Annotated in this window: 24 protein-coding genes and 1 pseudogene; 5 read left to right on the forward strand and 20 right to left on the reverse strand. The window is 51.9% G+C overall.

What is annotated here, in order from left to right:
- From uvrC to HOM51_03825, 7 genes are all read right to left on the reverse strand, one after another.
- On the reverse strand, positions 1–1,710 hold a 1,710-nt coding region (uvrC, locus tag HOM51_03795), incomplete at its 3' end, for an excinuclease ABC subunit UvrC (GenBank protein ID MBT5033620.1).
- A 454-nt stretch (positions 1,711–2,164) separates the two neighbouring features.
- Positions 2,165–2,584, reverse strand: a complete 420-nt coding sequence (gene folB / locus HOM51_03800) for a dihydroneopterin aldolase (protein MBT5033621.1) — start codon at positions 2,582–2,584, stop codon at positions 2,165–2,167.
- A gap of 15 nt (positions 2,585–2,599) precedes the next feature.
- A complete protein-coding gene (locus HOM51_03805) occupies positions 2,600–3,340 on the reverse strand; it encodes an SDR family oxidoreductase (GenBank protein MBT5033622.1) in 741 nt (246 codons plus the stop codon).
- Positions 3,341–3,378: 38 nt separating this feature from the next.
- Entirely contained in the window at positions 3,379–4,335 is a 957-nt protein-coding gene (locus HOM51_03810) for a calcium/sodium antiporter (GenBank protein ID MBT5033623.1), read from the reverse strand.
- A gap of 35 nt (positions 4,336–4,370) precedes the next feature.
- Positions 4,371–5,021, reverse strand: a complete 651-nt coding sequence (locus HOM51_03815) for a TerC family protein (protein ID MBT5033624.1) — start codon at positions 5,019–5,021, stop codon at positions 4,371–4,373.
- A 79-nt stretch (positions 5,022–5,100) separates the two neighbouring features.
- Entirely contained in the window at positions 5,101–5,577 is a 477-nt protein-coding gene (locus HOM51_03820) for an RNA pyrophosphohydrolase (protein MBT5033625.1), read from the reverse strand.
- Positions 5,574–6,623, reverse strand: a complete 1,050-nt coding sequence (locus HOM51_03825) for a divergent polysaccharide deacetylase family protein (GenBank protein MBT5033626.1) — start codon at positions 6,621–6,623, stop codon at positions 5,574–5,576. The genes HOM51_03820 and HOM51_03825 overlap by 4 nt, the downstream gene beginning before the upstream one ends.
- A 244-nt stretch (positions 6,624–6,867) precedes the next feature.
- Between HOM51_03825 and HOM51_03830 the strand changes: the two are divergent.
- Positions 6,868–7,038, forward strand: a pseudogene (locus HOM51_03830) (xylanase).
- 2 nt (positions 7,039–7,040) lie between these two features.
- On the opposite strand, the gene HOM51_03835 reads toward HOM51_03830, so the two are convergent.
- The 3 genes from HOM51_03835 to HOM51_03845 all read right to left on the reverse strand — a co-directional run bounded on the left by HOM51_03835 (position 7,041) and on the right by HOM51_03845 (position 11,214).
- On the reverse strand, positions 7,041–8,357 hold the full coding sequence (locus HOM51_03835) for a S41 family peptidase (protein MBT5033627.1): 1,317 nt from the start codon (positions 8,355–8,357) through the stop codon (positions 7,041–7,043).
- The gene (locus tag HOM51_03840) at positions 8,354–9,577 is read right to left on the reverse strand and encodes a peptidoglycan DD-metalloendopeptidase family protein (protein ID MBT5033628.1); all 1,224 of its coding nucleotides are present in this window, start codon (positions 9,575–9,577) and stop codon (positions 8,354–8,356) included. Before HOM51_03840 ends, HOM51_03835 begins: the two co-directional genes overlap by 4 nt.
- A 62-nt stretch (positions 9,578–9,639) precedes the next feature.
- Positions 9,640–11,214, reverse strand: coding sequence for a 2,3-bisphosphoglycerate-independent phosphoglycerate mutase (locus HOM51_03845; GenBank protein ID MBT5033629.1), 1,575 nt, complete (start codon positions 11,212–11,214; stop codon positions 9,640–9,642).
- Between the two features lie 165 nt (positions 11,215–11,379).
- On the opposite strand from HOM51_03845, the gene HOM51_03850 reads away from it, so the two are divergent.
- Together HOM51_03850 and HOM51_03855 are read left to right on the forward strand one after the other, a co-directional pair.
- Positions 11,380–11,847 carry a hypothetical protein gene (locus HOM51_03850; protein ID MBT5033630.1) on the forward strand — a complete coding sequence of 156 codons (468 nt, stop codon included), beginning with the start codon at positions 11,380–11,382 and terminating at the stop codon, positions 11,845–11,847.
- A complete protein-coding gene (locus tag HOM51_03855; protein ID MBT5033631.1) occupies positions 11,837–12,175 on the forward strand; it encodes a DUF86 domain-containing protein in 339 nt (112 codons plus the stop codon). The genes HOM51_03850 and HOM51_03855 overlap by 11 nt, the downstream gene beginning before the upstream one ends.
- Positions 12,176–12,184: 9 nt before the next feature.
- On the opposite strand, the gene rlmH is transcribed toward HOM51_03855, so the two are convergent.
- The 8 genes from rlmH to rplU all read right to left on the reverse strand — a co-directional run bounded on the left by rlmH (position 12,185) and on the right by rplU (position 18,045).
- On the reverse strand, positions 12,185–12,652 hold the full coding sequence (gene rlmH / locus HOM51_03860; GenBank protein ID MBT5033632.1) for a 23S rRNA (pseudouridine(1915)-N(3))-methyltransferase RlmH: 468 nt from the start codon (positions 12,650–12,652) through the stop codon (positions 12,185–12,187).
- 39 nt (positions 12,653–12,691) lie between these two features.
- Positions 12,692–13,132: a ribosome silencing factor gene (gene rsfS / locus HOM51_03865; GenBank protein MBT5033633.1), complete on the reverse strand. Its 441-nt coding sequence runs from the start codon at positions 13,130–13,132 to the stop codon at positions 12,692–12,694.
- Entirely contained in the window at positions 13,125–13,745 is a 621-nt protein-coding gene (locus HOM51_03870; GenBank protein MBT5033634.1) for a nicotinate-nucleotide adenylyltransferase, read from the reverse strand. The genes rsfS and HOM51_03870 overlap by 8 nt, the downstream gene beginning before the upstream one ends.
- Positions 13,709–14,980 (reverse strand): glutamate-5-semialdehyde dehydrogenase, encoded by a 1,272-nt coding sequence (locus HOM51_03875; GenBank protein ID MBT5033635.1) that lies wholly within the window; start codon positions 14,978–14,980, stop codon positions 13,709–13,711. The genes HOM51_03870 and HOM51_03875 overlap by 37 nt, the downstream gene beginning before the upstream one ends.
- A complete protein-coding gene (locus tag HOM51_03880) occupies positions 14,980–16,116 on the reverse strand; it encodes a glutamate 5-kinase (GenBank protein MBT5033636.1) in 1,137 nt (378 codons plus the stop codon). Before HOM51_03880 ends, HOM51_03875 begins: the two co-directional genes overlap by 1 nt.
- Complete coding sequence (gene obgE / locus HOM51_03885) at positions 16,113–17,141, reverse strand: GTPase ObgE (protein MBT5033637.1); 1,029 nt, start codon at positions 17,139–17,141, stop codon at positions 16,113–16,115. Before obgE ends, HOM51_03880 begins: the two co-directional genes overlap by 4 nt.
- Before the next feature lie 106 nt (positions 17,142–17,247).
- Positions 17,248–17,505, reverse strand: a complete 258-nt coding sequence (gene rpmA / locus HOM51_03890; protein ID MBT5033638.1) for a 50S ribosomal protein L27 — start codon at positions 17,503–17,505, stop codon at positions 17,248–17,250.
- Between the two features lie 6 nt (positions 17,506–17,511).
- Positions 17,512–18,045: a 50S ribosomal protein L21 gene (gene rplU, locus HOM51_03895; GenBank protein ID MBT5033639.1), complete on the reverse strand. Its 534-nt coding sequence runs from the start codon at positions 18,043–18,045 to the stop codon at positions 17,512–17,514.
- Positions 18,046–19,425: 1,380 nt separating this feature from the next.
- On the opposite strand from rplU, the gene HOM51_03900 reads away from it, so the two are divergent.
- Positions 19,426–20,163 carry a Crp/Fnr family transcriptional regulator gene (locus HOM51_03900; GenBank protein ID MBT5033640.1) on the forward strand — a complete coding sequence of 246 codons (738 nt, stop codon included), beginning with the start codon at positions 19,426–19,428 and terminating at the stop codon, positions 20,161–20,163.
- Between the two features lie 9 nt (positions 20,164–20,172).
- On the opposite strand, the gene HOM51_03905 is transcribed toward HOM51_03900, so the two are convergent.
- Both HOM51_03905 and HOM51_03910 read right to left on the reverse strand, forming a co-directional pair.
- The gene (locus tag HOM51_03905; protein MBT5033641.1) at positions 20,173–20,805 is read right to left on the reverse strand and encodes a cytochrome B; all 633 of its coding nucleotides are present in this window, start codon (positions 20,803–20,805) and stop codon (positions 20,173–20,175) included.
- Entirely contained in the window at positions 20,802–22,364 is a 1,563-nt protein-coding gene (locus tag HOM51_03910; protein ID MBT5033642.1) for a tetrathionate reductase family octaheme c-type cytochrome, read from the reverse strand. The genes HOM51_03905 and HOM51_03910 overlap by 4 nt, the downstream gene beginning before the upstream one ends.
- A 335-nt stretch (positions 22,365–22,699) precedes the next feature.
- On the opposite strand from HOM51_03910, the gene HOM51_03915 reads away from it, so the two are divergent.
- Complete coding sequence (locus HOM51_03915; protein ID MBT5033643.1) at positions 22,700–23,461, forward strand: 4Fe-4S dicluster domain-containing protein; 762 nt, start codon at positions 22,700–22,702, stop codon at positions 23,459–23,461.
- Positions 23,462–23,466: the final 5 nt, after the last annotated feature.

Genomic DNA, 23,466 nt, shown 5'->3' on the forward strand with positions numbered 1-23,466 from the left:
CCCCGGAATTTCATCCAAAATCGAGCGTACCAAGACCTTCTGCCGTCGCCCCCGATGTGCGCCAATGGCAAACCGGTGCGCTTCGTCCCGCAGACGCTGTAAGAAATAGAGGACAGGATCGCGTGCGTCCAACGAAAAGGGTTCACGATCCGGTAAGAAAAATCGTTCCCGACCGGCATTCCGGTCCGGTCCCTTGGCGATTGAGGCCAAGGCGACATCTTCAATGCCCAGTTCGGCGAAGACTTCGCGCACGACGGAAAGCTGACCCGCTCCGCCGTCAATGAGAACCAGATCAGGCCACTGACCGCCCGTCCGGTCAGGATCTTCTTTGAGGGCGCGGCTAAACCGGCGGGACAGAACTTCCCGCATCATCGCATAATCATCGCCAGCTTGTGCGCCAGAATCGCCTTTCCTGTTGACGGCCACACGGATGTTAAACTTCCGATACGCGTTTTTAATCATTCCTTCCGGCCCCGCAACGATCATGCCACCGACCGCTTTCTCGCCGGAAATATGGCTGTTGTCGTAGACTTCGATGCGTTCAGGGGGCGTGTCTAAGTCGAGAGCTCGGGCCAGACCCTCCAACAACTGGCGCTGCGACGCACTTTCGGCCATGCGGCGACGCAGGGCATCCCGGGCATTAAGGGCTGCGTGTTTGATCAGCTTTCGTTTTTCGCCCCGAACGGGTCGCGACAGCACGACTTTTTTATTCGCGTGGGTGCTGAGCGCTTCTTGAACAAGGTCATGATTTTCAAGCTTATGGCTGACCAGTACTAATTTGGGCAGTTGTTTATCTGCATAAAACTGACCGAGGAAGGCTTCCAATACCTGGGCGGCATCAATATCACGGGCATGATTGGGAAAATAGGCTCGGTTGCCGAAGTTGCGTCCGGTACGGAAAAAGAAAACTTGAATACAGGTCTGCCCGGCCTCCTGATGAGCGGCGATGATATCCGCATCGGTGATGCCGGTAACGTTGATATCTTGATGCGCTTGAATGCGGGTGAGCGCTTGGATGCGGTCCCGGTAATCTGCGGCTTTTTCGAAATCCAACGTGTCGCTGGCATCCTGCATGCGGGCCGACAGGCGGCGTTGAAAGTCCTGGCTTTCGCCCTGTAGGAATTGTCGAGATTCTTCGACCAAAGTTGCATAGTTGGCCTGGCTGATTTTGTCGACGCAAGGGCCAGCACAGCGTTTGATTTGGTAGAGCAGGCAGGGCCGGGTCCGACTGGAAAAGACGGCATCCGTGCAGGTGCGTAAAAGGAAGGCGCGTTGCAGGACGGTGAGGGTCTGGTTGACCGCACCCGCAGATGCGAAGGGTCCGAAGTATTCGCCCTTTCGCTTGCGTGCGCCGCGGTGCTTGAGAACTTGCGGGAAGTCGTGATCGCCAGTGATCAAAATCGCCGGATATGATTTGTCGTCCCGCAGCAGGATGTTGTACCTGGGTGCAAGGCGCTTGATCAGGTTCGCTTCCAGCAACAGCGCTTCGGCTTCAGTATGGGTGGTAACGAACTCCATAGATGCTGTGATCGCGACCATACGACGAATGCGGATGCTTAAACGGGCGGGGCTGGTATAATTTGCGACCCGTTTGCGGAGGTTCTTTGCTTTGCCGACATAAAGGACATCGCCGTCGGCGTTAATCATTCGGTAAACACCAGGCTTGGACGGCAGGGTCTTCAGATAAGTCTGAATGACGTCCGCGCCCATTGGTATGGCCGGTGTGCCTAACGGGCCGTCTGAGGCATCCTGTCCCTCCGGTACTGCGGGGACTGCCCCGGTCGCTTTGTTGGTTTTACGATCCACCACACGCCTGTGCCCAGAGTTGATTTCACCTGTTGATTTCACCTGTTGCACCGGCTTATCCGATTAATCGCCGACTGTCCACGACAGTGGTGGATAACTTTGTTGAAAACAATGGCTTTCCGACGGAGACCCTAGGAAGTCCGGGCATTCCTATAAATCGCTCAAATTTTAGGCATTTTAATAACCTATTGATATTAAACGATAAAGTAGAAATTAATCGCAATCGAAATTTTAAATTCCGGATTCAAAACATATCGATTTCGTAATAAAAAATTTAAAATCGCTGTGCACAACTCACGCGAAGACCTCCGAACAAAGCTTTAATTCCAAGGGATTGGCCCGAAGTGCGGCTAAATTACTAGAGCGCGGTTGAGAACCGTTCTATCTCGACTCCGACACTTGTTGCGTCTTCGAAGACGTCCAATTTTTCGATCTGAACGCGGACGGAACGGACCCGAAGATCTTCCAGGCACATAGTTGCGATATCGTCCGCCAGGGTTTCGACCAGGTTAACATGTCCGCGTGCGATCAGAGCACGGACACCGATGACGATTTCTTCGTAATTCACCACATTCTCGATTTGGTCGTTTAGCGCATCCGTGCTTTCTTTGACGGCCAAATCCAAATTAATACGAATTTGTTGCGGCTTGGTTTTTTCATGCTGATGCACGCCAATGGAACATGGCAAAAGCAAATCCCGAATAAACACGTGCCGTAATGAATTACGAGCATCCGCAATCTTTAATGGGTGAACAATTTTAGCGCTTTCGGCGGTCATTTTACGTCCTTAAAATCAATTACTTTTGACGGGACCTAAATGTTGGCCCCCGTCTATGGCGATCATCTGCCCGGTTAACGACGGCGCGTCAAGAATGAAACGTACTGTCCGCCCAATTTCTTCCGTCGTCACTTGCTGCTTTAAAAGAGTCTCGGCGTATTCTTGGCTAAATTCATCGGGTGACTGGGATTTGCTTTGCAACGTCGGACCCGGTCCGATGGCATTGACGCGAATGTTGGGTGCCAGTGCCATGGCGAGGGTTTGTGTCAGCGTCCACAGCCCAGCCTTGCTTAGGGTATAAGAGGTGAAATCAGGCGTTAAGTTCCAGACACGCTGATCTATGATGTTGATTATGGCACCGGGAGTGGCGTTGGGAATTTGCTCGGCAAAGGCTTGCGATAAGACAAACGGTGCCCGCAAATTGATTTGCATATGCTTGTCCCAAGAACCTTGGGTCACAGTTGCGGGCACGTCATGCTCAAACACAGAAGCATTGTTGATGAGGCAGGTAAGTGGGCCGATTAAATCAGTAGCGCGGCTGATAAGCGTTGACGTCTCTTTTTCTTGAAAAAGGTCGGCTTGAAGCGCAACCGCCTTGCCGCCCGTATCAGAAATTTCTCGCACGACTTCTTGGGCCGCAGCGCCTGAGCTGTTGTAATGCACCACAACAGCCCACCCGGCGTTGGCCAAATCCATAGCAATCGTCCGGCCAATCCGTTGCGCCGCACCCGTGATGAGGACGTTCTTATCAGTCATGATGCCCAAGAATGCGGCAAGCCAGAGCTCTTTTCAAGTTACTCTAGCATCCCGCCAACGCCGACCGCCTGCAAACCAATGTATGCGAGGTAGCCGGCAAAGAAGACAGCGCCCACGTGTGGCCTCAAGTGCCACCGCCCCATCAGGAACGGCACCAACAGGATCGTTGCTCCCAACATGACCCAAATATCAAACAGTAGAAGCTGTGGTGGAACGGGTAGGGGTGAAATTATCGCGGCAAGACCACCGATCCCAAGTAAGTTAAAAAGATTGCTACCGAGGATATTCCCGACGGCCATTTCCAAGTTACCTCGGGCTGCTGCGACGAAAGATGTTGCTAACTCCGGCAGCGACGTTCCGAGTGCAACCATGGTCAAGCCAATGACCTCTTCGCTGACGTGAAGCGACCGGGCGATCTCGACACAACCTTGAACCATTTGATTGGCTCCCCAGAGAACAGCGCCAACTCCAATAATCACAGATAACCCGGCGAATATTTTCTTGAAAAGCGTTGAGTGAAATGTGTTCTCGGTATGGGTGGCGGCGGATCGTGACGGTAAATGCTTTCGAAATGACTGAATTAAAAATGCAGTAAATACGCCGAATAATATAACGCCCGCACCAAGGTCTAGTGTGCCGAAAACACTCAACAGAACAAAAACAAGAGTTCCGCCTGTCAAAAATATTATATCACTTCGATCAACGCTAATCTCAGGTCCACCGCGGATGACCAGGGTGGAGGCTCCCAGAACCAGGAGGATATTTGCGATATTACTGCCAATGAGGCTGCCAAGGGCTAAGCCCTCAGACTCAAGGACGACAGCATCTAGTACGACGACCAATTCAGGTGCTGAAGTGCCAAACGCGACGATGGTCATGCCAATGACGAGGTGGGATATCCCAAAACTCCGCGCGATATAGACAGCTCCCCGAACTAAGACTTCGGCACCACAAAGAAGAATGACTAACCCCAGAATCGTTTGAAGATAAATCATATGCGAATGGTCTATATGCGGCTACTAGGCATAAACTAGGGCGAGAGTTGAGAGAGAAAATGCGTGTGAACTTCGAAGCCGCCACGCCAAATCATATCACCTGCGACGTAAACAATGATTACCAAACCGAGGTACGAAATCCAATGATATTTTTCCAACACTTTAGCAATAAGCGTTGATGCAAATGCCATTAAGGCAATCGATAAGACCAGCCCGAAAATAAGAATGCCTAAGTGATCTCGCGCCGCTCCCGCCACCGCTAGAACATTGTCCAGAGACATGGAAAGGTCGGCAACAATGATGTTCATGCACGCACGACGTAGGTTCGGAGTGACCTGACTGTCCGATTTTGTATCGTCGCTATCATCGCCATCAATGTCTAGATTGGACTCAAACCCACCGCTTCGCAATTCCTGCCACATCCGCCAGCATACCCAGGCCAGCAGAAGCCCGCCTGCCAGAGTTAAACCAATAATAGCAAGCAAATGAACAGTAAGGCCTGCGAAAATAATTCGCAGGACAGCGGCACCCATGATCCCATAAACAATCGCCTTGCGCCGCAGGTCGGACGGCAAACTCGCAGCGGCCATGCCAATGATGATGGCATTATCGCCAGACATCACCAGATCGATGGCAATAATCTGGAAAAAAGAGATGAGTTCTTGGGTGTTAAAAAAGGGATCCATAGGGGGAATTTTACCGCGGCTTATCTAGTTATTTGTGGACCACATATGAACACATTAGGGTTTGCATGTATAGCCATCGTCATGACGTTTTCTCAGCTAAATGACCAAATTCACGGATGATATTTTCATATAGAGTACGCTTGAAAGGAACGATCAAGCGCGTCAGTTGATCCATCTCAACCCATTTCCAGGTGTCGAATTCTGGGTGATCGTCAGCGTCGAGGTCTATATCGGAATCGGCACCCTTGAATCGAAGGGCAAACCATTTTTGTTTTTGACCTCGATATTTTCCACCCCAAACTGTGCTCCTTAACGCGTCGGGAAGGTCATAGACCAACCAGTCCGTGGTCTCGGCAATAATTTCCGCATCATCTGTGCCGATTTCTTCAACCAGTTCGCGCATCACCGTTTTGCGGGGGTCTTCGCCTTCGTCAATGCCACCTTGAGGCATTTGCCATGCACCGGGTGTATCAATCCGCTGAGCCACGAAGACTTGGTTCTGCTCGTTTAAGAGCAGGGCACCGACTCCCCTTCGATAAATATCCGCTCCAATCATTTCACGAATTGAACATCGGCCATGGTTGATATCGGGCCGAGCGCTAATTTCTTCTTATCAAGCGTTTTAATCCAAGCAGTGACTTGCTGCAAAGAAACCGGATAGGGGTGGAATATGCCGATCGACACAGACTGTTTGCGGGCAATGTTTTCGAGTCGGGCTAATTGCCGGTTAATGTATGCGCGGGAGGGCTTGCGGTCGACAATGACGTTAGATATCGCCTTCGGTAAACCAATTTCCGTCGCAACTTTTGGTGCCGCCGATTTCCGAGTTTGGCCGCTGTCGACGAACATGAGCCCGCGGGTCTTTATCACCTCCAAGATCGGTTTGAGGCGGATGCCATCTTGGATGAAGAGCGACCCCATAGAATTCATTACCCCTAGATAACCGGGCATTCTGCTCATTACGACCTCAAGGCGTCGCAAGTTTTCTTTTTGTTCCAGTGTCGAAACGATTGCATTTGGCCCTGGATCGCGGACCGGGAAGGCGGATGTTTCCATGGGAAGTAAAATAAGTGTTTCATGCCCAGCATCACGCGCGGCCGCTGCCCAATCAGCCAAGTTAGAGCCATACGAATCGAATGCCAGCGTCACTGCGCCAGGCAAGCGCCGAACTGCAGCCTCTGTTGCTGCCCGGCTTAGACCAAGACCGGTTACAATCAGCGCAATTCGGGGGCGAGAATCGCTTTTGTTGAAGGGACGGGCGTAGACCTTTAACGCCAGCCGACCATCCTTCCCAATTTTTGGTATTTGGCCTTGAGAAGCCTGTTCGACCAATTCCGGGTCTGGAACTGCAGAAAGTGGATTTTCTATTTTAATTTCAGGAATTTTCTTAAATGATGCTGCGGCTACGGAGGCAATTTGTGTACCGGCTACGCCTCTGCTGGGGTTGGGAGAAGAAGCCTTTCCATTCGCCTTCCCACCGGCAGGCAAAGGCGCCCCCTTTTTGCCAGAAGCGGCGCGTTTTGTTGCAGGAAGGTCAGTAGATTTTCCGCCCGTTGTCGGCAATGGCGGCGCTTTGTTACCGGATTTGGGCGGCGTCAGCATTTTTTTGCCGCCTTTTGTCGCCACGTCTAAATCCATGCTGACGGCAGATTTGCTTTGGTTTGCAGGGCTTTTGGCGGCGGTTGTCGCATCTTCGTCATCGCCGCCTAAAAACAGCATCGCAACGACGCCACCAATTACCAACACGCCGACGCCAAGGCCGCCAAAAATCATAACCTTTGGATTTTTTAGCTTTTCGAGAATTTTAGCGAAGCCGCCTCCGCCTTCTTCGTCAAAATCTAGATCGTCATCGTCATCATCATCTTCGGCTTCTTCCTCAGACGATTCCTCTTCTTCCGACTCGTCGTCGTCGTCGTCGAAGTCGTCGTCGTCTTCATCGCCACCCTTGCGTTTAAACGGGTTTGGAAATTTCATGCTTCAGGCTCTCGTTTTCAGGCTCTCGTTTTCGGGCCCCTGAGTTTATTGAGCAGCTTCTGCTTTTTGGTTTTTAGGGGCTGGCATTTTATTGAACAAGGACAATCCACGAAGTAAATCCAATGCCCGCGACAGCTGATAATCCTGAGGTTTCTCTTTGGATTTTTTATACACGGATTCATCATCTTTCTTTTTTGATCCGCCATTTTCGTTTTTAAGCGCGCCTTTTAGATCAGACTCACGTCGGGTTTGCTGCGGCGTAACCGATTCGATCTTGGCTTGTTCAACTGCGATATCAGGTTCAATGCCGACCGCCTGAATGGAGCGTCCGGACGGCGTATAGTACCGCGCCGTCGTCAGGCGCATGGCACCATGCCCAGATAGCGGAACAATGGTTTGAACTGAGCCCTTGCCGAATGTCTTTGTTCCCAACAGGATGGCGCGTCCGTGATCTTGAAGCGCCCCGGCGACAATTTCAGATGCAGAGGCCGATCCGCCATTGATTAACACAACAATCGGCAGGCCATTCATCAGGTCGCCTGAATGCGCGTTAAACCGCTGGGTGTCTTCCGGCCGACGCGACCGGGTGGAGACGATTTCGCCTTTATCCAGGAACAAATCCGATATCTTCACCGATTGATCCAACAGACCGCCCGGGTTGTTGCGAAGGTCCAGAACCAGGCCTTGTAAATCATCGCCCGCCTCTTTTTTGAATTTTGCGAGCGCCTTGATCGAGCCTTTATCAGCCTGTTCATTGAACGAGGTGATGCGAAGGTAGCCGGTTTTGCCCTCCATACGGGAACGCACGGAACGGATTTTTATGACAGCTCGAGTCACTGTGACGTCAAACGGCTTCTTGCCCTTACGACGGACTGTCAGGCGTAAATCTGTGCCGACTTTGCCGCGCATTTTTTCGACAGCTTCGGCGAGGGCCAGGCCCAAGATCGGCTTGCCATCTAAGTGAGAGATATAGTCACCCGGCTTCAATCCGGCTCTATGTGCCGGGGTCCCATCAATGGGGGAGACAACTTTAACCAATCCGGCTTCCATGGTGACTTCAATGCCGAGTCCGCCAAATGCGCCTCGGGTTTGAACTTGCATATCGCGGAAGCTTTTGGCGGACATATAGCTGGAATGCGGATCCAACGACGTCAGCATGCCTGAAATGGCAGATTCAATCAGTTCCTGATCGGTGGGTGCTTCCACATAGCCAGAGCGCACCCTCTCGAAAACTTCCCCGAAAAGATCAAGGAGCCGATAGGTTTCTGCATTATTTTCCGGTTTTTTCTTCTCTTGGGCGAATGTCGTCCCCGAGAACAAAAATCCCGCCATAACCGCAATGATCAGAATACGATATTTCATCCGTTTGCCTTACCTTTCCGAGCCGCGAGCCACGGCAGAGGATTAATCGGTTGGCCATTACGGCGCAACTCGAGATAGAGAGAAGGAACACCATCGTTAGCGCCCCCCATTGACCCCACGGGTTCACCCGCGAAAACTTTATTTCCCGTCTTACTGTCGATACGCACCATTCCGGCAAGTAGACTATGATATCCCTCGCTGTGTTCGATGATCAAGAGTTGCCCGTATCGTCGAAACGGTCCTGAGAATACAACTGTTCCCCCATAAGGTGCCACCACTTGTGCACCGGGGCGGGTTCTAATCGTTATTCCCTTGCGGGTCAGACCGGATTTTTTGGCCTGTCCATAGAGACCGACAAGGCGACCCACCGCCGGGAGGGGCAGTCGTCCACGGGCCTGACTAAAAGGCTTTTCCGGGGTCCCACCTTGAGGTGGTTTAGCGGTCTTTTGTGGCTTCTTTAAGATGGAATTTTTCGCTGCAGGTTTGGGTGCTTTTAGTTTGATTTTCTTTCGCCGCAGATTATCTTTTTCCGCCCTCAGCTTGCGTTCCCGGGTCAGCCTCGCCATCAAACCTTGTAAGGATTTTTCCTTCTTTGTCAGTGACTTAACGCGACGCGACGCGCGGTTGCTTCGGGTGGAGATTTGATTTTTCAGTCGGGTTGTATCTAATAAGAGTCGCTTTAGATTCGCCCTTTCATGGCGCAGTTCCGTCGATGCAGACTCCAGTTCTACCCGCCGCGCCAAGGTTTCTTCGCGGGCTGTGTTAAGCGTTGCCAGGTCATGGCGAAGCCGCGATGCATGGGTTTCCAACTTCGGCACAGCAGCCCGCAAAAGGATGGCACTTCGCACCATATCGCCGGGTGCAATCGGTTGTGCGATGAGGGCCTCAGGGGGATTATTTGCCAGCCGCTGCAAGGCAATTAATACCGATGCGAACTGCCGACGCTGGCGTTTTAATTTTTCTTTTTTTTCCAGTTGTTGGCGATTGAGGTCGGTCAGTTTAGCTTCTAACCACGTCACACGCTGTTCGTGGTCTTGAATAGCCTTAGCCTGCGTAATCGATTCGCGGCGGAATTTAACCAGTTCTTGTGCGAGAAGAGCGGCTTCACGTCTGAGGCGACGGTCTTCTTTGAGGCTCTTTTTCAACGCCCTTTGAACATCATTTAACTGTTTATCAGGGGTGGCTTCTTTGGCTTGGGCGGAAGCTGCCGCCCCCCACAACAAGGCTCCTATTAAACAGGCGCAGATCTTAATTCTATGAAGGTGCGTCACTCTATTGTGCCCTATTGTGCCGCGGCGACTTGCGTGCCGTCTTCCACGATAAGCGATCGCCCGGTCATTTCGGCGGGTTGCGGTAGCCCGAGCAAGCGCAGGAGAGTCGGTGCCATATCGGCCAAACGACCGTTCTCGATGCGATGGACCCAATCGGGTGCACCAACCATGACGAGGGGAACTGGATTTACGGTGTGCGCCGTATGCGGCTCACCAGTCTTCGGATCGATCATCATTTCGCAATTGCCATGATCGGCGGTAATCATCATCACGCCACCGGCTTTCTCTACCGATTCGCCTACCCGACCAAGGCAAGTATCCAAGGTTTCCGCCGCCCTGACCGCGGCATCAATCATGCCGGTATGACCCACCATGTCGCCGTTCGCGTAGTTGACGATGATTAGGTCGAAGCGGCCGTCTTCAATTGCGGCGGTTAGTTTATCGGTAACCTCGCCGGCTGACATTTCCGGTTTTAAGTCATAGGTCGCGACATCGGGTGAGGGTACGAGAATACGCTCTTCGCCCGGGAACACTTCTTCTCGTCCGCCATTGAAGAAGAACGTAACGTGGGCGTACTTTTCGGTCTCGGCAATGCGAAGTTGTTTCAAGCCCGCATCCGCGACAATCTGTCCTAAAATATTTTCGAGTGCCAATGGCGGGAACAGAGTTTCGAAAAACCGGTTGAGGTCCGTCGAATATTCCGACAATCCAATCCGTGCTGCGAAGTTGCAGATTCGGGTGCGCTCAAACCCATCGAAGTCTGGGTCTACAAGTGCTGTCAAAATTTCTCGGGCACGATCCGCCCGGAAATTTGCCATCAACAGACCGTCGCCGTCCTTCATGCCTGCGTAGTCGCCGATGACTGTTGGCAGCATGAATTCGTCGGTAACGTCTGCATCATAGCTTGTGGAAATCGCTACTACAGGATGAGACGCTGTTTCGCCTTCCCCCACCATCAGCCCAGAAAAAGCCTTGGACACGCGGTCCCAGCGGGTATCCCGGTCCATCGCGTAATAGCGGCCAGAAACCGTTGCGATGGAGACACCTTCCGTTTCTGTGAGATTAGCCGCGAAGGTCTCCATAAATCCCTGGGCGCTTTTGGGAGGCGTGTCGCGGCCGTCCAAAAATGCATGGATGGCAACAGGCACACCTTGACCCGCAACGGTTTTGGCCAGGGAAACCATATGGTCCTGGTGCGAATGAACACCGCCGGGGGATAGAAGCCCCATCAGGTGACAGGTGCCACCAGAATTTTTCAACTTTGTAATCAGGTCTTGAAGCGGAGCTTTCTTCGCCAGCGAGCCGTCCGCTACCGCCTGATCGATCTTGGGCAGGTCTTGCAACACGACCCGACCCGCGCCGAGGTTCGTGTGCCCGACTTCCGAATTTCCCATCTGCCCGTCAGGCAAGCCAACCTCATCACCAGACGTCAGCAACTGTGCGCGCGGCAGTTCCGCCACCATGCGGTCCCAATTCGGCGTCTTGCCAAGCGACACAGCATTATCCGCGGCTGCCGCTCGATCTCCCCAGCCATCAAGGATACAGAGAACAACAGGTTTTGGCCGGTCTTGGGAGGATGTTTCCATATTCGAATCCGGTCTTAAAAAAGCTCGCTTATATATAGTCGAAATTGGCGGAACGCCAAAGGGCGAATGATCTTCTTTTTTAGCGTACTTGTTGACAATTTCGTCATCTTATATTATGTTACATGTAACAAAAATTAACATGTAACATAATCGAAAGCTTGAACCATGGCGACCAATGCGGAACGCCAACGAAATCGTCGAGCACGTCTGCGGCAAAAAGGAATTGTCGATGTAACCGTGACTGTGCCTCAAGCTCAAGCACCTGCCTTGCGTTCGTACGCCAAGGCGTTGGTCAACGGAGATCAACAGCCCAAAGCGTTAGACCGGTTCTTTGAGGTTATAGGAGCCTTAAAATCAGTGCGTCCTTTGCTCAAGAGGCAGGGTATACTTCATGCGGGCGTATTTGGCAGTACGGCACGGGGGGACCATGACGACAGCAGCGACATCGATATTATTATTGATATCGATACCAAGAAGGTGTGCGACCTAGTCGACTACGTGAGCGTCTGTGGATTAATTGAAGATGCTGTCGGAGAAAAGTGTCCAGGACACCGCGTTGAAATTGCGAACCGTGCCAGCTTAAAGTCTCGCATCCGACCAGAAGTTGACCGGGACGCGATCTATGCCTTCTAAGGATCCCGCTCAGCGGTTTGAAGACATTCTTGAGAACAGCAAGCGAATCAGACAGTATACGGCGGCAATGACCCAGGCTGACTTTATCGATGATCTAAAGACAATCGATGCCGTTGAGCGATGTTTTGAACGCATTGCCGAAGCGGTTCGTAAGTTGGGAAGTGAATTCGATGCAAAATACCCAGACCTAGATTTGCCAGCCCTACGTCAGTTCGGCAACGTCCTTCGTCATGATTACGACACGGTTCAACCGATCCTGCTTTGGGGCTACATCCAAAAACGATTAGATACGTTGGAAGACATGGCACAGTGGGAATTAAAGGAATAAAAGAACCTCTCACTCCCGATGATACGGATGTCCGCTTAAAATACTTTGTGCCCGAAAAATTTGCTCGGCTAACATGCCGCGGACCAATAAATGTGGCCAGGTGAGGGAACTAAGCGAGAGTTTGAAGTTGGCGCGTTTCAGGACTTCGTCGCTGTGTCCATTAGCACCACCAATAACGAAAAACAAATCGCGCACGCCATCGTCTTGCCAGGACCCGATCTTTTTTGAAAACTCGATGCTCGTGAGGGATTTGCCGCGTTCGTCCAAGGCGACAACGAAGGCACCATCAGGGATCGTCTTTAACAGAAGACTGCCTTCACTGCGTTTTCTTTCTTTGTCGGGCAGGCGGCGTTTCTCTTCGACCTCTTTAAGATCAAACGATCCGCTAATGCGTCCGGCGTAATGTTCAAAGAGAGCGCGTTCAGGAACGTTCTTGCCGCCGCCAAATTTTCCGACAGCGGCAATGGTAATGCGCATCATGGCCCAGCCTGCTCCTATCCTAAAACAGAAGTGCGATTAAGCCGTTAGGCCGACATCCGATTGTCCAGCATCAGAACTTGGTGCCGCGACTTCCCACATCTTTTCCAGGCCATAGAATTCACGTACTTCCGGTCGGAATAGGTGAATGATAATGTCACCCGCGTCAATCAGCACCCAATCGCATTGGGAATTCCCCTCAACAGCGACGCTATCGTGGCCTGATTGTTTAATTGTGTCCCGGAGGTGGTCGGCCATGGCACCGACTTGGCGGTTGGATGTGCCGCTGGCAACAACCATGAAGTCCGCGATTTCCGTTTTTCCAGTCAAATTGATGACCACGACGTCGATTGCCTTGTCGTCATCAAGTGTCGCTTCCACCAGTTTTAGCAATTTTTTGTTTACTGGCTGCGTTGGTTTGCGTCGAGCTATGGCGTTTTCTCCTACTGGTTCTCGATCAAGTTTAAATAGTCTACCCATTGTCTGTTTCCGCTGAAGAGCGAATTTCCGTCGAAGACGCCGGATGAAGGGGGATTTCCAGGTAGACCCACGCTGGCGGCATCAAGTCCGCCAATGTGTCCGCTTCCCTCTCTTTAACCCGGGCGCTCGCGAAAAACTTCGCCGCGCACGCAGACAATGCCCGCAAAGAATAAGTGGGTCGGGCAAAAACCGCAATGGGGACGATCTTAAATATCTCCGCCCATTGGTTCCAGCGGTGCGCTTGAATTAGGTTATCCGCCCCCATCAGCCAGACAAATCGATGCGCCGGGTGATTGCGTTTAAGTTTTCGAAGGGTCATGAGTGTGCGCCTGGAACCGTATATTTTTTCGAAATCCGAAATGACGATTCGAGGTTCCGCTGCGGTCACAGACTTAGCCTGCTCCAGGCGATCCTCAAAGGGGGCCATGCCTTCGGTTGATTTGAGCGGGTTCTGAGGCGAAACCAACCACCACACTTCATCAAGCCCAAGGGAATCAAGCGCGAGTTCGGAAACATGCACGTGTCCTTCATGCGCCGGATTGAAGGAGCCGCCCAGAATTCCAACGCGTTTGGAAATTAAGGCCGACACTGACCGGTTCCGCGGACCATGTATTTGAAACTGGTCAATTGTTCCACGCCGACCGGCCCCCGCGCATGAAGCTTGCCGGTGGAAATACCAATCTCTGCACCCATGCCGAATTCGCCGCCATCCGCGTATTGAGTGGAGGCGTTGACCATGACGATGGCACTGCCGACTTGGTTGAGGAATTTCTCAGCTGTCGCGGCGTCTTCTGTAATAATCGCTTCGGTATGTTCGGAACTGTGTTCGGCAATGTGGTTGATGGCCCCATCAACGCCGTCGACTGTTTTAACCGAAATGATGGATTCCAGATATTCCGTGTTCCAGTCTTCGTCTGTCGCCGCCGTCACGCGGGTGTCCACAGCCCGGGTCGCGTCATCGCCGCGGACTTCACAGCCGGCATCGATCAGGTCCTGCACCAGATGGGGCAGCATTTTGTCAGCGACTGAGCGATCCACCAACAGAGTTTCCGTCGCACCGCAAATACCTGTGCGCCGCATCTTTGCGTTCAGCACAATCTTACGAGCCTTGTCCTCATCGGCAGCCGCATCAACGTAGGTGTGGCAAATGCCTTCCAAGTGTTTGAACAGGGGGACTTTGCTATCCGCCGTGACTCGCTCAATCAGCGATTTTCCGCCGCGGGGAACGATAACATCAATACTATCGACCATGGTCAGCATTTCGCCCACCGCCGCCCGGTCTTTGGTCGGTACCAATTGGATAGATGCCGCAGGCAAGCCGCCTTTTTCAAGCCCGCCCTGCAGACATTCCATAATCGCCATGGACGAATGAAAACTTTCAGAGCCGGAGCGTAAGATCGCCGCGTTTCCAGCCTTGAGGCACAGCGCCCCAGCATCAGCCGTGACATTGGGCCGGGATTCGTAGATCACGCCGATCACGCCCAAGGGCACACGAACGCGGGAGATGTTTAATCCGCTGGGCCGGTCCCAAGCAGACATGACTTCGCCGACCGGATCAGGCAATGCGGCGACTTCTTCCAGGCTTTTCGCAATGCCCTCAATGCGACCGTCGTCCAGCGCCAAACGATCCAGCATCGCGTTCGTCAGGCCCTTGTCCTTGCCGGCGGCTAAATCATCGCCGTTGGCTTTTAGGATTTGATCCTTAGACTCGCGCAGAATTCTTGCACTTTCCAGCAGCGCTGTATTCTTCGCTTCCGTTGATGCCGTTGCCAATTCGCGCGCAGCCTGTTTTGCAGCACTGCCCATAGCTTCCATCAACTCAGGTATGTTTTCGTTCGTCATTGTCATCACGTTAGTACCAAGTCATCGCGGTGAATCATCTCGTCTCTACCACGGTAGCCGAGAAGTTCTTCGATTTCACCGCTTTTATGACCCATGATCGCTCTCGCGTCTTCCACTGAATAAGCCACCAAGCCTCGCGCCACCTCACGTCCATCGCTGGATTTGACGATCACGGCATCGCCGCGTTCGAATTTTTCTTCGACGCCAATCACACCCGCAGGCAAAAGGCTGCGGCCTTGTTTCAGAGCATTCAGCGCGCCGTCATCAACAATGAGTGTTCCCATTGCCTGAAGCGCGCCGCCGATCCAACGCTTGCGTGCGGTCTGTGGTGTTGCGGATGATAAAAACCAAGTGCATCGGGCACCATCTTCCAACTGGGTTAAGGGCCGCTCAACCGTGCCATCGAATATCACCATATGGCAGCCCGCCTGGACCGCGACTTTGGCCGCAGCGATTTTAGTGATCATCCCACCGGAGCCATCGCCGCGCACGATGCTGCCGGCCATGGCTTCGATCTTGGGGGTAATTTCAGCTACTTCGTGAACATGTCCCGCCGTTTCATCCACCCGGGGGTCCGCCGAATAAAGTCCATCGATATCGGAAAGCAGCAGCAAGACATCGGCGCCAACCATGGCCGCGACCCGCCCGGCCAAGCGATCATTATCACCGAATCGAATTTCATCTGTCGCCACTGTATCGTTCTCATTAATCAGCGGTACGACGCCGAGACTGAGCAATTGCTCCAAGGTATTCCGCGCATTGATATAGCGCCGTCGGTTTTCCGTATCACCAATGGTCAACAATACTTGCGCGACAGATAAACCCTGGTGACCGAGAATTTCCTGATACGCGTGCGCCAGATGAACCATGCCGACCGCAGCGGCGGCTTGTTTCTCTTCCAATTTCAACGCGCCATCATTCAAATTTAAGATCCGGCGTCCAATCGCAATGGCGCCAGACGACACCACAATCACGTCTTGATTGCGCGACCGGCAGTGGGCGATATCAGCGGCAAGGGAACTCAGCCACTCGCGGTGCAAGGTGCCGCGCGCCGCTTCCACAAGCAGCGCCGATCCGATCTTGATGACAATGCGTTTCGCGGCCTCCAAGCGGGGTCGGCCTTTACCTACAAAGGAGCTCATGGCGCGAAAGCCTTGTTTTCATCCTCGGGCGGTCGCCGGCATTCTTCGACGATGGCCCTGGCTTCACGTAGGATATCAATCGTTCCCATGCGCGAAACGCCGGATAAAGTCATGACCTCACCCCCTGATGCCGCCGCCAGTTCGGCTTTCTTCTCAGCGATGTCATCTTCAGAAAGCGCATCGCATTTATTAAGCGCCACAATGCGGGCCTTCTCCGCCAATCCGGCACCGTAGGTTTTCAGCTCCGCACAAATTGTTTGGTAGTCGTCGACGATGTTTTCTGACGTACCATCAACCAAATGCAGAAGCACCTCGCAGCGCTCAACATGGCCCAAAAAGCGCGTGCCAAGGCCTATGCCTTCGCTGGCACCCTCAATAAGTCCGGGAATGTCAGCGACGACGAGTTCGTCATCATCAACACCGGCGACACCCAAATTAGGATGCAGCGTTGTAAATGGATAATCAGCAATCTTTGGCCGTGCCTGGGACACGGCGGCCAAGAATGTGGACTTACCCGCATTGGGCAGCCCGACCAATCCGACATCGGCGATCAATTTTAAGCGCAGCCATACCCAGCGTTCTTCGCCAGGCCAACCGGGATCAGCTCGGCGCGGGGCCTGATTCGTTGACGTTTTGAAATGAGTATTGCCGTAACCACCATCGCCGCCTTTCGCCAAAACAATCTCTTGGCCGATGATTGTCATGTCGGCAATTAGGGTTTCTTTGTCTTCGTCGAGGATCTGCGTGCCGACCGGCACCTGCATGATCTGGTCTTCGCCTTTGGCCCCGGTGCGGTCCCGGCCAGAACCATTCTGGCCCTTTTTGGCTTTAAAATGTTGGCGATAGCGGTAGTCGATCAACGTGTTTAAACCATCGACGCAGCGAATCACCACGCTGCCGCCGCGCCCGCCGTCTGCACCGGCAGGGCCACCGAATTCGATGTACTTTTCCCGCCGGAAGGCAATACAGCCGTCGCCGCCCTTACCGCTCTGTATAAAAACTTTTGCTTCGTCGAGAAATTTCATGGCCAAGCACCTATAGCAAGACGCTTAAAATTTAGTGGATATAATTAAAAAGGGGAATGGCCAGCCATTCCCCTTATCAAATAACAAAGTGGCTGGATCGCTTATATCAGGACGCTGGCTCCACACCAACGAAGACCCGTCCGGCTTTTTTGTGCTCAAACTTCACGTTGCCTTCGATTGTCGCGAAGATCGTGTGGTCCTTGCCCATGCCAACGCCGGCACCCGGGTGATACTGAGTGCCCCGTTGGCGAATGATGATGTTACCGGGGACAACTGCTTGGCCACCGGACTTTTTGAGCCCTAAGCGACGACCAGCGGAGTCGCGACCGTTGCGGGAACTACCACCTGCTTTTTTATGTGCCATTGTTGTCTACTCCTCTGACTTCTTCTTTGCCGCCGGCTTCTTCTTCGCTGCGGGCTTTTTCGCCGCAGGTTTCTTAGCCGCAGGCTTGGCTGCCGCTTTAGGCTTAGCCTTAGTTTCAGCTTTAGCCGTTTTATCTTTTGCTGCTTCTTTTGCAGCAGGCTTGGCGTCGGCTTTGGGTTCCGCTTTGGGCTTAGTAGCCGCTTTGGCGGCCTTAGGCTTGGTCCCCGTTGGACTAATTTCCATGATGCGCAGAACCGTCTGATGCTGGCGGTGACCATGCTTGCGACGGTAGTTCTGGCGGCGTTTTTTCTTAAAAACGATGACCTTGGCGCTGCGGGTCTGTTCGACCACTTCAGCAAAGACAGCAGCTTTATCCAAAGCCGGTGTGCCGACGCTGGGCGCGTTATCTGCACCACCAATCATCAGGACGTCTTTAAGTTCAAGGGTATCGCCCGGTTCACCGGCGAGTGTCTCCACGACGATTTGATCGTCCTTGGCGACTTTGTATTGCTTCCCGCCGGTCTTGATGACAGCGAACATATCAGCCTCACTTAAGCTCTTGAGTAAATTCAAATAATTCAAGCGGGCACACGGAACGACCGAGACCCGCCGGAAAGAGGCCGCAATATAGCCCTTCCGAAGCCATTGTCAACGCCGATTACGAAAGGAATTTAAGGAATTTCGACGTCTTGCGATCACTCAAGCTTTGGACTAGTCTCCGCCCGTCTAAGGAGACCCAGTCGACCTGTACATTATATAAGGGGCCTCAAACACGCGGAGAGGTGCCGGAGTGGTCGATCGGGGCGATCTCGAAAACTGCCCTATTCCATTTCTTCCAGTCCCAATGAAACTCTTAACGTGCTGTTCTGTTGGGCTTTTAAAGACATCCTATATTGTTTGGTTCCACCCTATACCAGAACGCACTGGATGGTTAGGTGGTCAAATGGCAGAACTCACCCCTCCGGCGGCAATACTTCCTGAATGTAGACTTGGTCAATGAGGTCTGAGCGACCAAGATCATTGAGATTGCTAAATTGGGGATTGTTAAGATGAAGCGGCCTCGAAGCGGAATGTGAGAGTGTCTGGGGTTGAGAGAATAAGCCTCTGACAACACTGTCATGGAACCGGCGAGTTCGCATCAAGTATGTTTCGGCTTGCTATTCTACGGTTTGGCACCCTCCGAACTTCCGCCTCAAGACCACCTAAACTATAGGGAAGGCTGAACGTGGCTGCCATGATCTGGGTCAAGGTGAAAACAATTAGTTCCGACAAACAGAGACTTGATCTTGGGACTTTGTGGATATGTCCTGAGAGTTCTTAGAATCGCTCTGTGGGGAGATTGGGTAATGCCCATACCCCCAATGCAGAATGATAAAATTTACTCCTGTGGGAAGGCCAGCGTTCGAAGTTCTCGGAAATTTGATCGTCCGCTTTGTGAGGGCTAAGCGGAAGTCATTCGCGGTCTAAATTTTCGTCTGTAACTCATGACAACACTCCATATTTTTTTAAACCTAAGATTTAAAGTGTTGCGTCGATCAATTGAGATCACCACCCAAAGCAGACCTTGCCTACCGTGACGTGCATGCTATGAGCCGTCCACCGTTTCCAAACACAGCCCATTCCAATCTCAATTACGTTGTCCATCCATCGCAGTTTTGTGACAGGAGTTTTGTTCGTAGATTACTGATTGAACGGGGAATATTTTAAACAATGGGAATCGGAATGATTCGAACGTCCAGATAAAACTAGTAATAAATTTTCATACTTGATGCTCGTCAATTCGAGAGTTCCCATTTTTATATAAAATCCTGAATCCAAATCGCCGTACATTTCGAACCAGCGGGGAATGGCTTATTTCCCGATCGGTTAGTGACGTGAGTTCGAATCCTAAAAATTTGATAAACATAGGAAATTTGTTTCATGAAAGAACTGCCGAGACCTAACGGGCGCGCCCGTTGTATCGACAATCGGATTCGTGCAAATACGGCGTGGGCAACTCTGACCGAAGATGAGGTTGACCTTTTCAATCGTAGGGTCCTTTGCCGCGAGTATACACCAGGCGAGACAATATTTATGGAGGGCGATATCTGCAATGGACTCTATTTTGTCGAAGGTGGTCTAGTAGGTATCCGGAAAGTCGATATCGATGGACAGTCGGCGCTGGTCCGTTTAGCGGCGAAGGGCGACACATTAGGATACCGACCGTTCTTGGCCAGACAGTGCCATCGGGCAGGTGCGGAAGTTATCGAAGACGCCAGAATTTGTTTTATTAATTCTGAGACTGTCCGTGAGATTCTACAGAACAATCATGACTTGGCCCTACAATTTTTGCAAAGTACGGCGCAGGCCCTGGGAGATGCAGAAGAACGAATTTATGAAATGGCCGTGTTGAATGTCGACACCCGCGTAATTCATCTTTTGATTCTCCACCACGACCAATGGGGAAAGCATCTGGATGATGGGTCAGTCTATATGACCTTGCCGATCACGCGCAACGATATGGCCTCCATGATCGGCGCGCACCCCGACAGCGTCTCCCGCGCCATCAAGCATCTTGAACTAAAAGGGCTAGTGACTGTTGAGGGCCGGTCTGTTCACATCAAGGAATTTGAACAATTGGCCGATCAACTTCATGCGGACATAGAACATTGCCACTAGCACCAAGGCTTAGGTTCTATCCTTGTTCTCCTCGTCTTCAATCTCGACTTCCTCCCATCCGGTGATCATCGCCCGTAGTTGAGACGTCATCGTTGGCCCGGTGGTAATCAGATAAATATGGATGGTCATGAAGCTTATTAGGATGTACGCCAACAAGGTATGAATCGCGGCAACCCAGCCAAAAGAGAGGCCTTCCAAGCCAAATTCCGGCCAGATGTTGTAGAAAAGAACAAGCAGCCCGGTCAACCAGATTGCCGGCATCAACCCAACCCCGAGCATCAAGTACGTTAGACGCTGGAGGGGGTTGTGCTTTTCCTTTTCACTGGCATGAAATGGATGGGCGGAGCCACTGAAGATTCCGAACCCATAATAATAAATCATCGCGATGAAGTTTTTGGTGGTCGGCTTGTAATGCTTCCACTCCCCCGTCGTGATGTGCCAGAAGATGACAAACAACCAAAGCACCATCAGTGCCCACGCCGCCGTTGTATGAAGATCAATCGCCTTTTCAAATCCGAGCACCCGATAGGTGCCGTGAATTTCAAACCCGGTAAAGATCATCAGAAGGATTAGTGCCGCCTGGGTCCAGTGCCAGAAGCGTTCGAAACGTTTGAAAGCGTAGAACCGGTTTATGTTGCTCATGGTTTTACCCCTCCATTATTTCGACGATTTCGGGTGAGGATGCGCATCATCGTATGTATCATGACACCGAATAACGAGATCAAAAACATGCCAAGTCCAAGCCATTCGAGCACGGGCTTGGTGTCCCGACTTGGAATGTAAATACCGTTAATGTTTTCGAGTCGCCCATTCTTGCTATGGCATTCGTCGCACCCAAGCGCCTTATCTGCGGGGGCCACCATATGGGTCACAGGCCAGAGCATTTCAGTTTCTACAAAGCCAACCTTGCCGCTGAATTCCTTGCCGGCAGCTTTCATACCTTTGGCGATGGCGCGCGGCCAATCAAGGTTTCGCCAATAGGCACTTTTGTCTTTAGCAAAACGGTGCAACGCAAACAGATTGACGGCGACGAGCCTATTGTTGCCAGCATCATAGGGCTGTTTTCCGCGTGATTTCTTAACTGGTGAAATTCTCGAGAGCGATTTATCCGCGCTTCCCATGAAGGTATTGATGGCAACCGTCTTACTCGGATCGATCTTATCTCCAAGCAATGTATATTTAGCGGTTCTGTCAGACCAAATATAGTCGGGGACGACGTTCTCCGCCCACACCGAATCCCCCTTCTGGGTGCTATAAATCACATTACCTTTTTTGTCTTTTTTCAGGAATGGTTTGCCATTTGCATCCAGCTTTCCCGATGTTGACCAATCCCAACGCATCTTGGTGGCGTGTCCGCCCCGCGCAATTGAAGGGATATGACAGGTCTGACAGGCAACTTTGTCCGTATGGTCGTTGAGTTTATCATTCTTCATCGGACGTTCGCCATGACAGGAAGCGCACGAACTTCGCCGCGCTGCGGCTTTGCCAGGAATGGTCCGACCACCGATGTCATTAATTTCATTTTCATACCGACTACCGCGCACAGCATGTTGATCCGTACTGTGGCAGCTTGTGCAGGTGAAGTTCAGACCGTCTGCATCCATGTGAACATCAAGGTCATAGCTTGGGCGGGTTAGGGATGAATCCAAGTCACCATGTTTGACGTTGATGCCACCGCCGCCCAGGAAATGGCAACTGCCACAGGTTCGGCGGCTGGTCGGCCCAACGTTGAGTGCGACTTCATTCAGGTCTGTTTTGTGCTTTTTCTTGCCGGGGGATTCCGGGATTTCTTCGTGGCAAACGCCGCAGTTCCCGCGCGCTGTATGAAACTTCTTAAAGGCATACTTACCAGTGGTATCATGGCAGATCAGGCAATCGACATTTTCTTCGCGTTTATAATCGAACTTATTCCCTTTCCAGCCTGATCCAATATGACAATGGCTGCACGAAGCTTCGTTTGAAGCGGTTCCGCCAAAAAATGTATTTATGATATTTCGAGCACCCAACTTTTGACCGGTTTTTGTATGGGTGAATTCCCAATTCCAATGCTTGGTCTTATGAATTTGTTTTGCGCTTACATTGTGACAGCTCAGACACGCTTTGGTGATATCTCGGGATTTTCGAAATTTCTTTTTAAGAATCTCAAACTTAGAATGATCGGCCGTTGAGCGTATAACCTTGGGTTGGCTCAAATCCGGCATCGGCCCCAGGAGAATGGTCGGGCCATCGTTTGCAGCCACGGCTCCCGTCCAAGGCGTGAGGACGGCCAAAGATATAAATATTAGAAATCGAATGGCAATTTGGCGGGCCGCCCTTAAATCCTGACAATTAAACATTCACCTCACCTCCGAATCGCAAATACGCAGTTCCAGTCGCGGCCTGAATGACCAGCCCGAGCACAGAACACAGATTTCCAACCTGCCACTTAATTCTGCACGTAATTTATTTAACTTACCCCGACAAATGTCGGATCACCAAAAAGTTTCAAGTGTTAGAATCAGATAAGATTCCAGAAAGCTCTATAGGAGTTCATAAAATGGTGAAATCGATAGCAACCTCGCGTCGCCGGTTCGTACAATCCCTCGGTGCCGGGGGGGTCGTTCTCGCTGGTACAGCGATTACCCAAAAGAAATCATACGCCGCGGTCGGCACCGTACAGTACGGAATGGTGATTGATACCCGGAAGTGTAAGGGCTGTCATGCTTGCTCTGTCGCGTGTAAAAGCGAATTCGATGTCCCATTGGGTGCCGTTCGGTCCTGGGTTGAATTCGTTGAAAAAGGCGATTACCCAAAGGTCGAACGCAAGTTCATGCCGCGGCTTTGCAACCAATGTAACGAAGCGCCCTGCGTGACGATTTGCCCGGTTGAGGCTGCCTACAAGCGTAAGGAAGATGGCATCGTGGTCTTTGATCAAGAAGCCTGCATTGCGTGCAAGAAGTGCGTTGATGGCGACGACAAATTACCCGGTTGCCCGTATGACGCAGCATTTATGAATCCGGTCACGGGCAAAGCCCAGAAGTGCGACTTCTGTGTTCACCGGGTCGGTGCTGGTGTGGTGCCATCCTGCGTCAATACCTGCCCCAGCCGCGCCCGTATCTTTGGCGACATCAATGATCCAAGTAGCGAAATTTCGAAACTGATCGCCAAGGAAGATGCGCAGCCACTGTATGCCGGTAAGGGTACCAAGCCGAATGTTTTCTACATCGGTGCCGAAGATCTAAAGGCACCACCTATGGCCACGCCCGGCAAGTACCTTCGTGTGGAACGTAACCGCCCGTTTAGCACCGATACCGCTTAAATGAA

The sequence above is a fragment of the Rhodospirillaceae bacterium genome (assembly GCA_018660465.1).
Taxonomy (GTDB): Bacteria; Pseudomonadota; Alphaproteobacteria; order Rhodospirillales; family JABJKH01; genus JABJKH01.

Bases quoted from the DNA above. Each gene is read 5' to 3' on its own strand.
- obgE (MBT5033637.1), bottom strand. From the start codon at position 17,141: ATGAAATTTCTCGACGAAGCAAAAGTTTTTATACAGAGCGGTAAGGGC.
- HOM51_03915 (MBT5033643.1), top strand. From the start codon at position 22,700: ATGGTGAAATCGATAGCAACCTCGCGTCGCCGGTTCGTACAATCCCTC.
- HOM51_03910 (MBT5033642.1), bottom strand. From the start codon at position 22,364: ATGCCGGATTTGAGCCAACCCAAGGTTATACGCTCAACGGCCGATCAT.
- HOM51_03820 (MBT5033625.1), bottom strand. From the start codon at position 5,577: ATGATTGGAGCGGATATTTATCGAAGGGGAGTCGGTGCCCTGCTCTTA.
- HOM51_03835 (MBT5033627.1), bottom strand. From the start codon at position 8,357: ATGAAATATCGTATTCTGATCATTGCGGTTATGGCGGGATTTTTGTTC.
- HOM51_03905 (MBT5033641.1), bottom strand. From the start codon at position 20,805: ATGAGCAACATAAACCGGTTCTACGCTTTCAAACGTTTCGAACGCTTC.
- HOM51_03805 (MBT5033622.1), bottom strand. From the start codon at position 3,340: ATGACTGATAAGAACGTCCTCATCACGGGTGCGGCGCAACGGATTGGC.
- HOM51_03845 (MBT5033629.1), bottom strand. From the start codon at position 11,214: ATGGAAACATCCTCCCAAGACCGGCCAAAACCTGTTGTTCTCTGTATC.
- HOM51_03855 (MBT5033631.1), top strand. From the start codon at position 11,837: ATGCCTTCTAAGGATCCCGCTCAGCGGTTTGAAGACATTCTTGAGAAC.
- HOM51_03825 (MBT5033626.1), bottom strand. From the start codon at position 6,623: ATGCTGACGCCGCCCAAATCCGGTAACAAAGCGCCGCCATTGCCGACA.
- HOM51_03875 (MBT5033635.1), bottom strand. From the start codon at position 14,980: ATGACAATGACGAACGAAAACATACCTGAGTTGATGGAAGCTATGGGC.
- HOM51_03880 (MBT5033636.1), bottom strand. From the start codon at position 16,116: ATGAGCTCCTTTGTAGGTAAAGGCCGACCCCGCTTGGAGGCCGCGAAA.
- rlmH (MBT5033632.1), bottom strand. From the start codon at position 12,652: ATGCGCATTACCATTGCCGCTGTCGGAAAATTTGGCGGCGGCAAGAAC.
- folB (MBT5033621.1), bottom strand. From the start codon at position 2,584: ATGACCGCCGAAAGCGCTAAAATTGTTCACCCATTAAAGATTGCGGAT.
- HOM51_03900 (MBT5033640.1), top strand. From the start codon at position 19,426: ATGAAAGAACTGCCGAGACCTAACGGGCGCGCCCGTTGTATCGACAAT.
- HOM51_03815 (MBT5033624.1), bottom strand. From the start codon at position 5,021: ATGGATCCCTTTTTTAACACCCAAGAACTCATCTCTTTTTTCCAGATT.
- rpmA (MBT5033638.1), bottom strand. From the start codon at position 17,505: ATGGCACATAAAAAAGCAGGTGGTAGTTCCCGCAACGGTCGCGACTCC.
- HOM51_03810 (MBT5033623.1), bottom strand. From the start codon at position 4,335: ATGATTTATCTTCAAACGATTCTGGGGTTAGTCATTCTTCTTTGTGGT.
- HOM51_03850 (MBT5033630.1), top strand. From the start codon at position 11,380: ATGGCGACCAATGCGGAACGCCAACGAAATCGTCGAGCACGTCTGCGG.
- rsfS (MBT5033633.1), bottom strand. From the start codon at position 13,132: ATGGGTAGACTATTTAAACTTGATCGAGAACCAGTAGGAGAAAACGCC.
- rplU (MBT5033639.1), bottom strand. From the start codon at position 18,045: ATGTTCGCTGTCATCAAGACCGGCGGGAAGCAATACAAAGTCGCCAAG.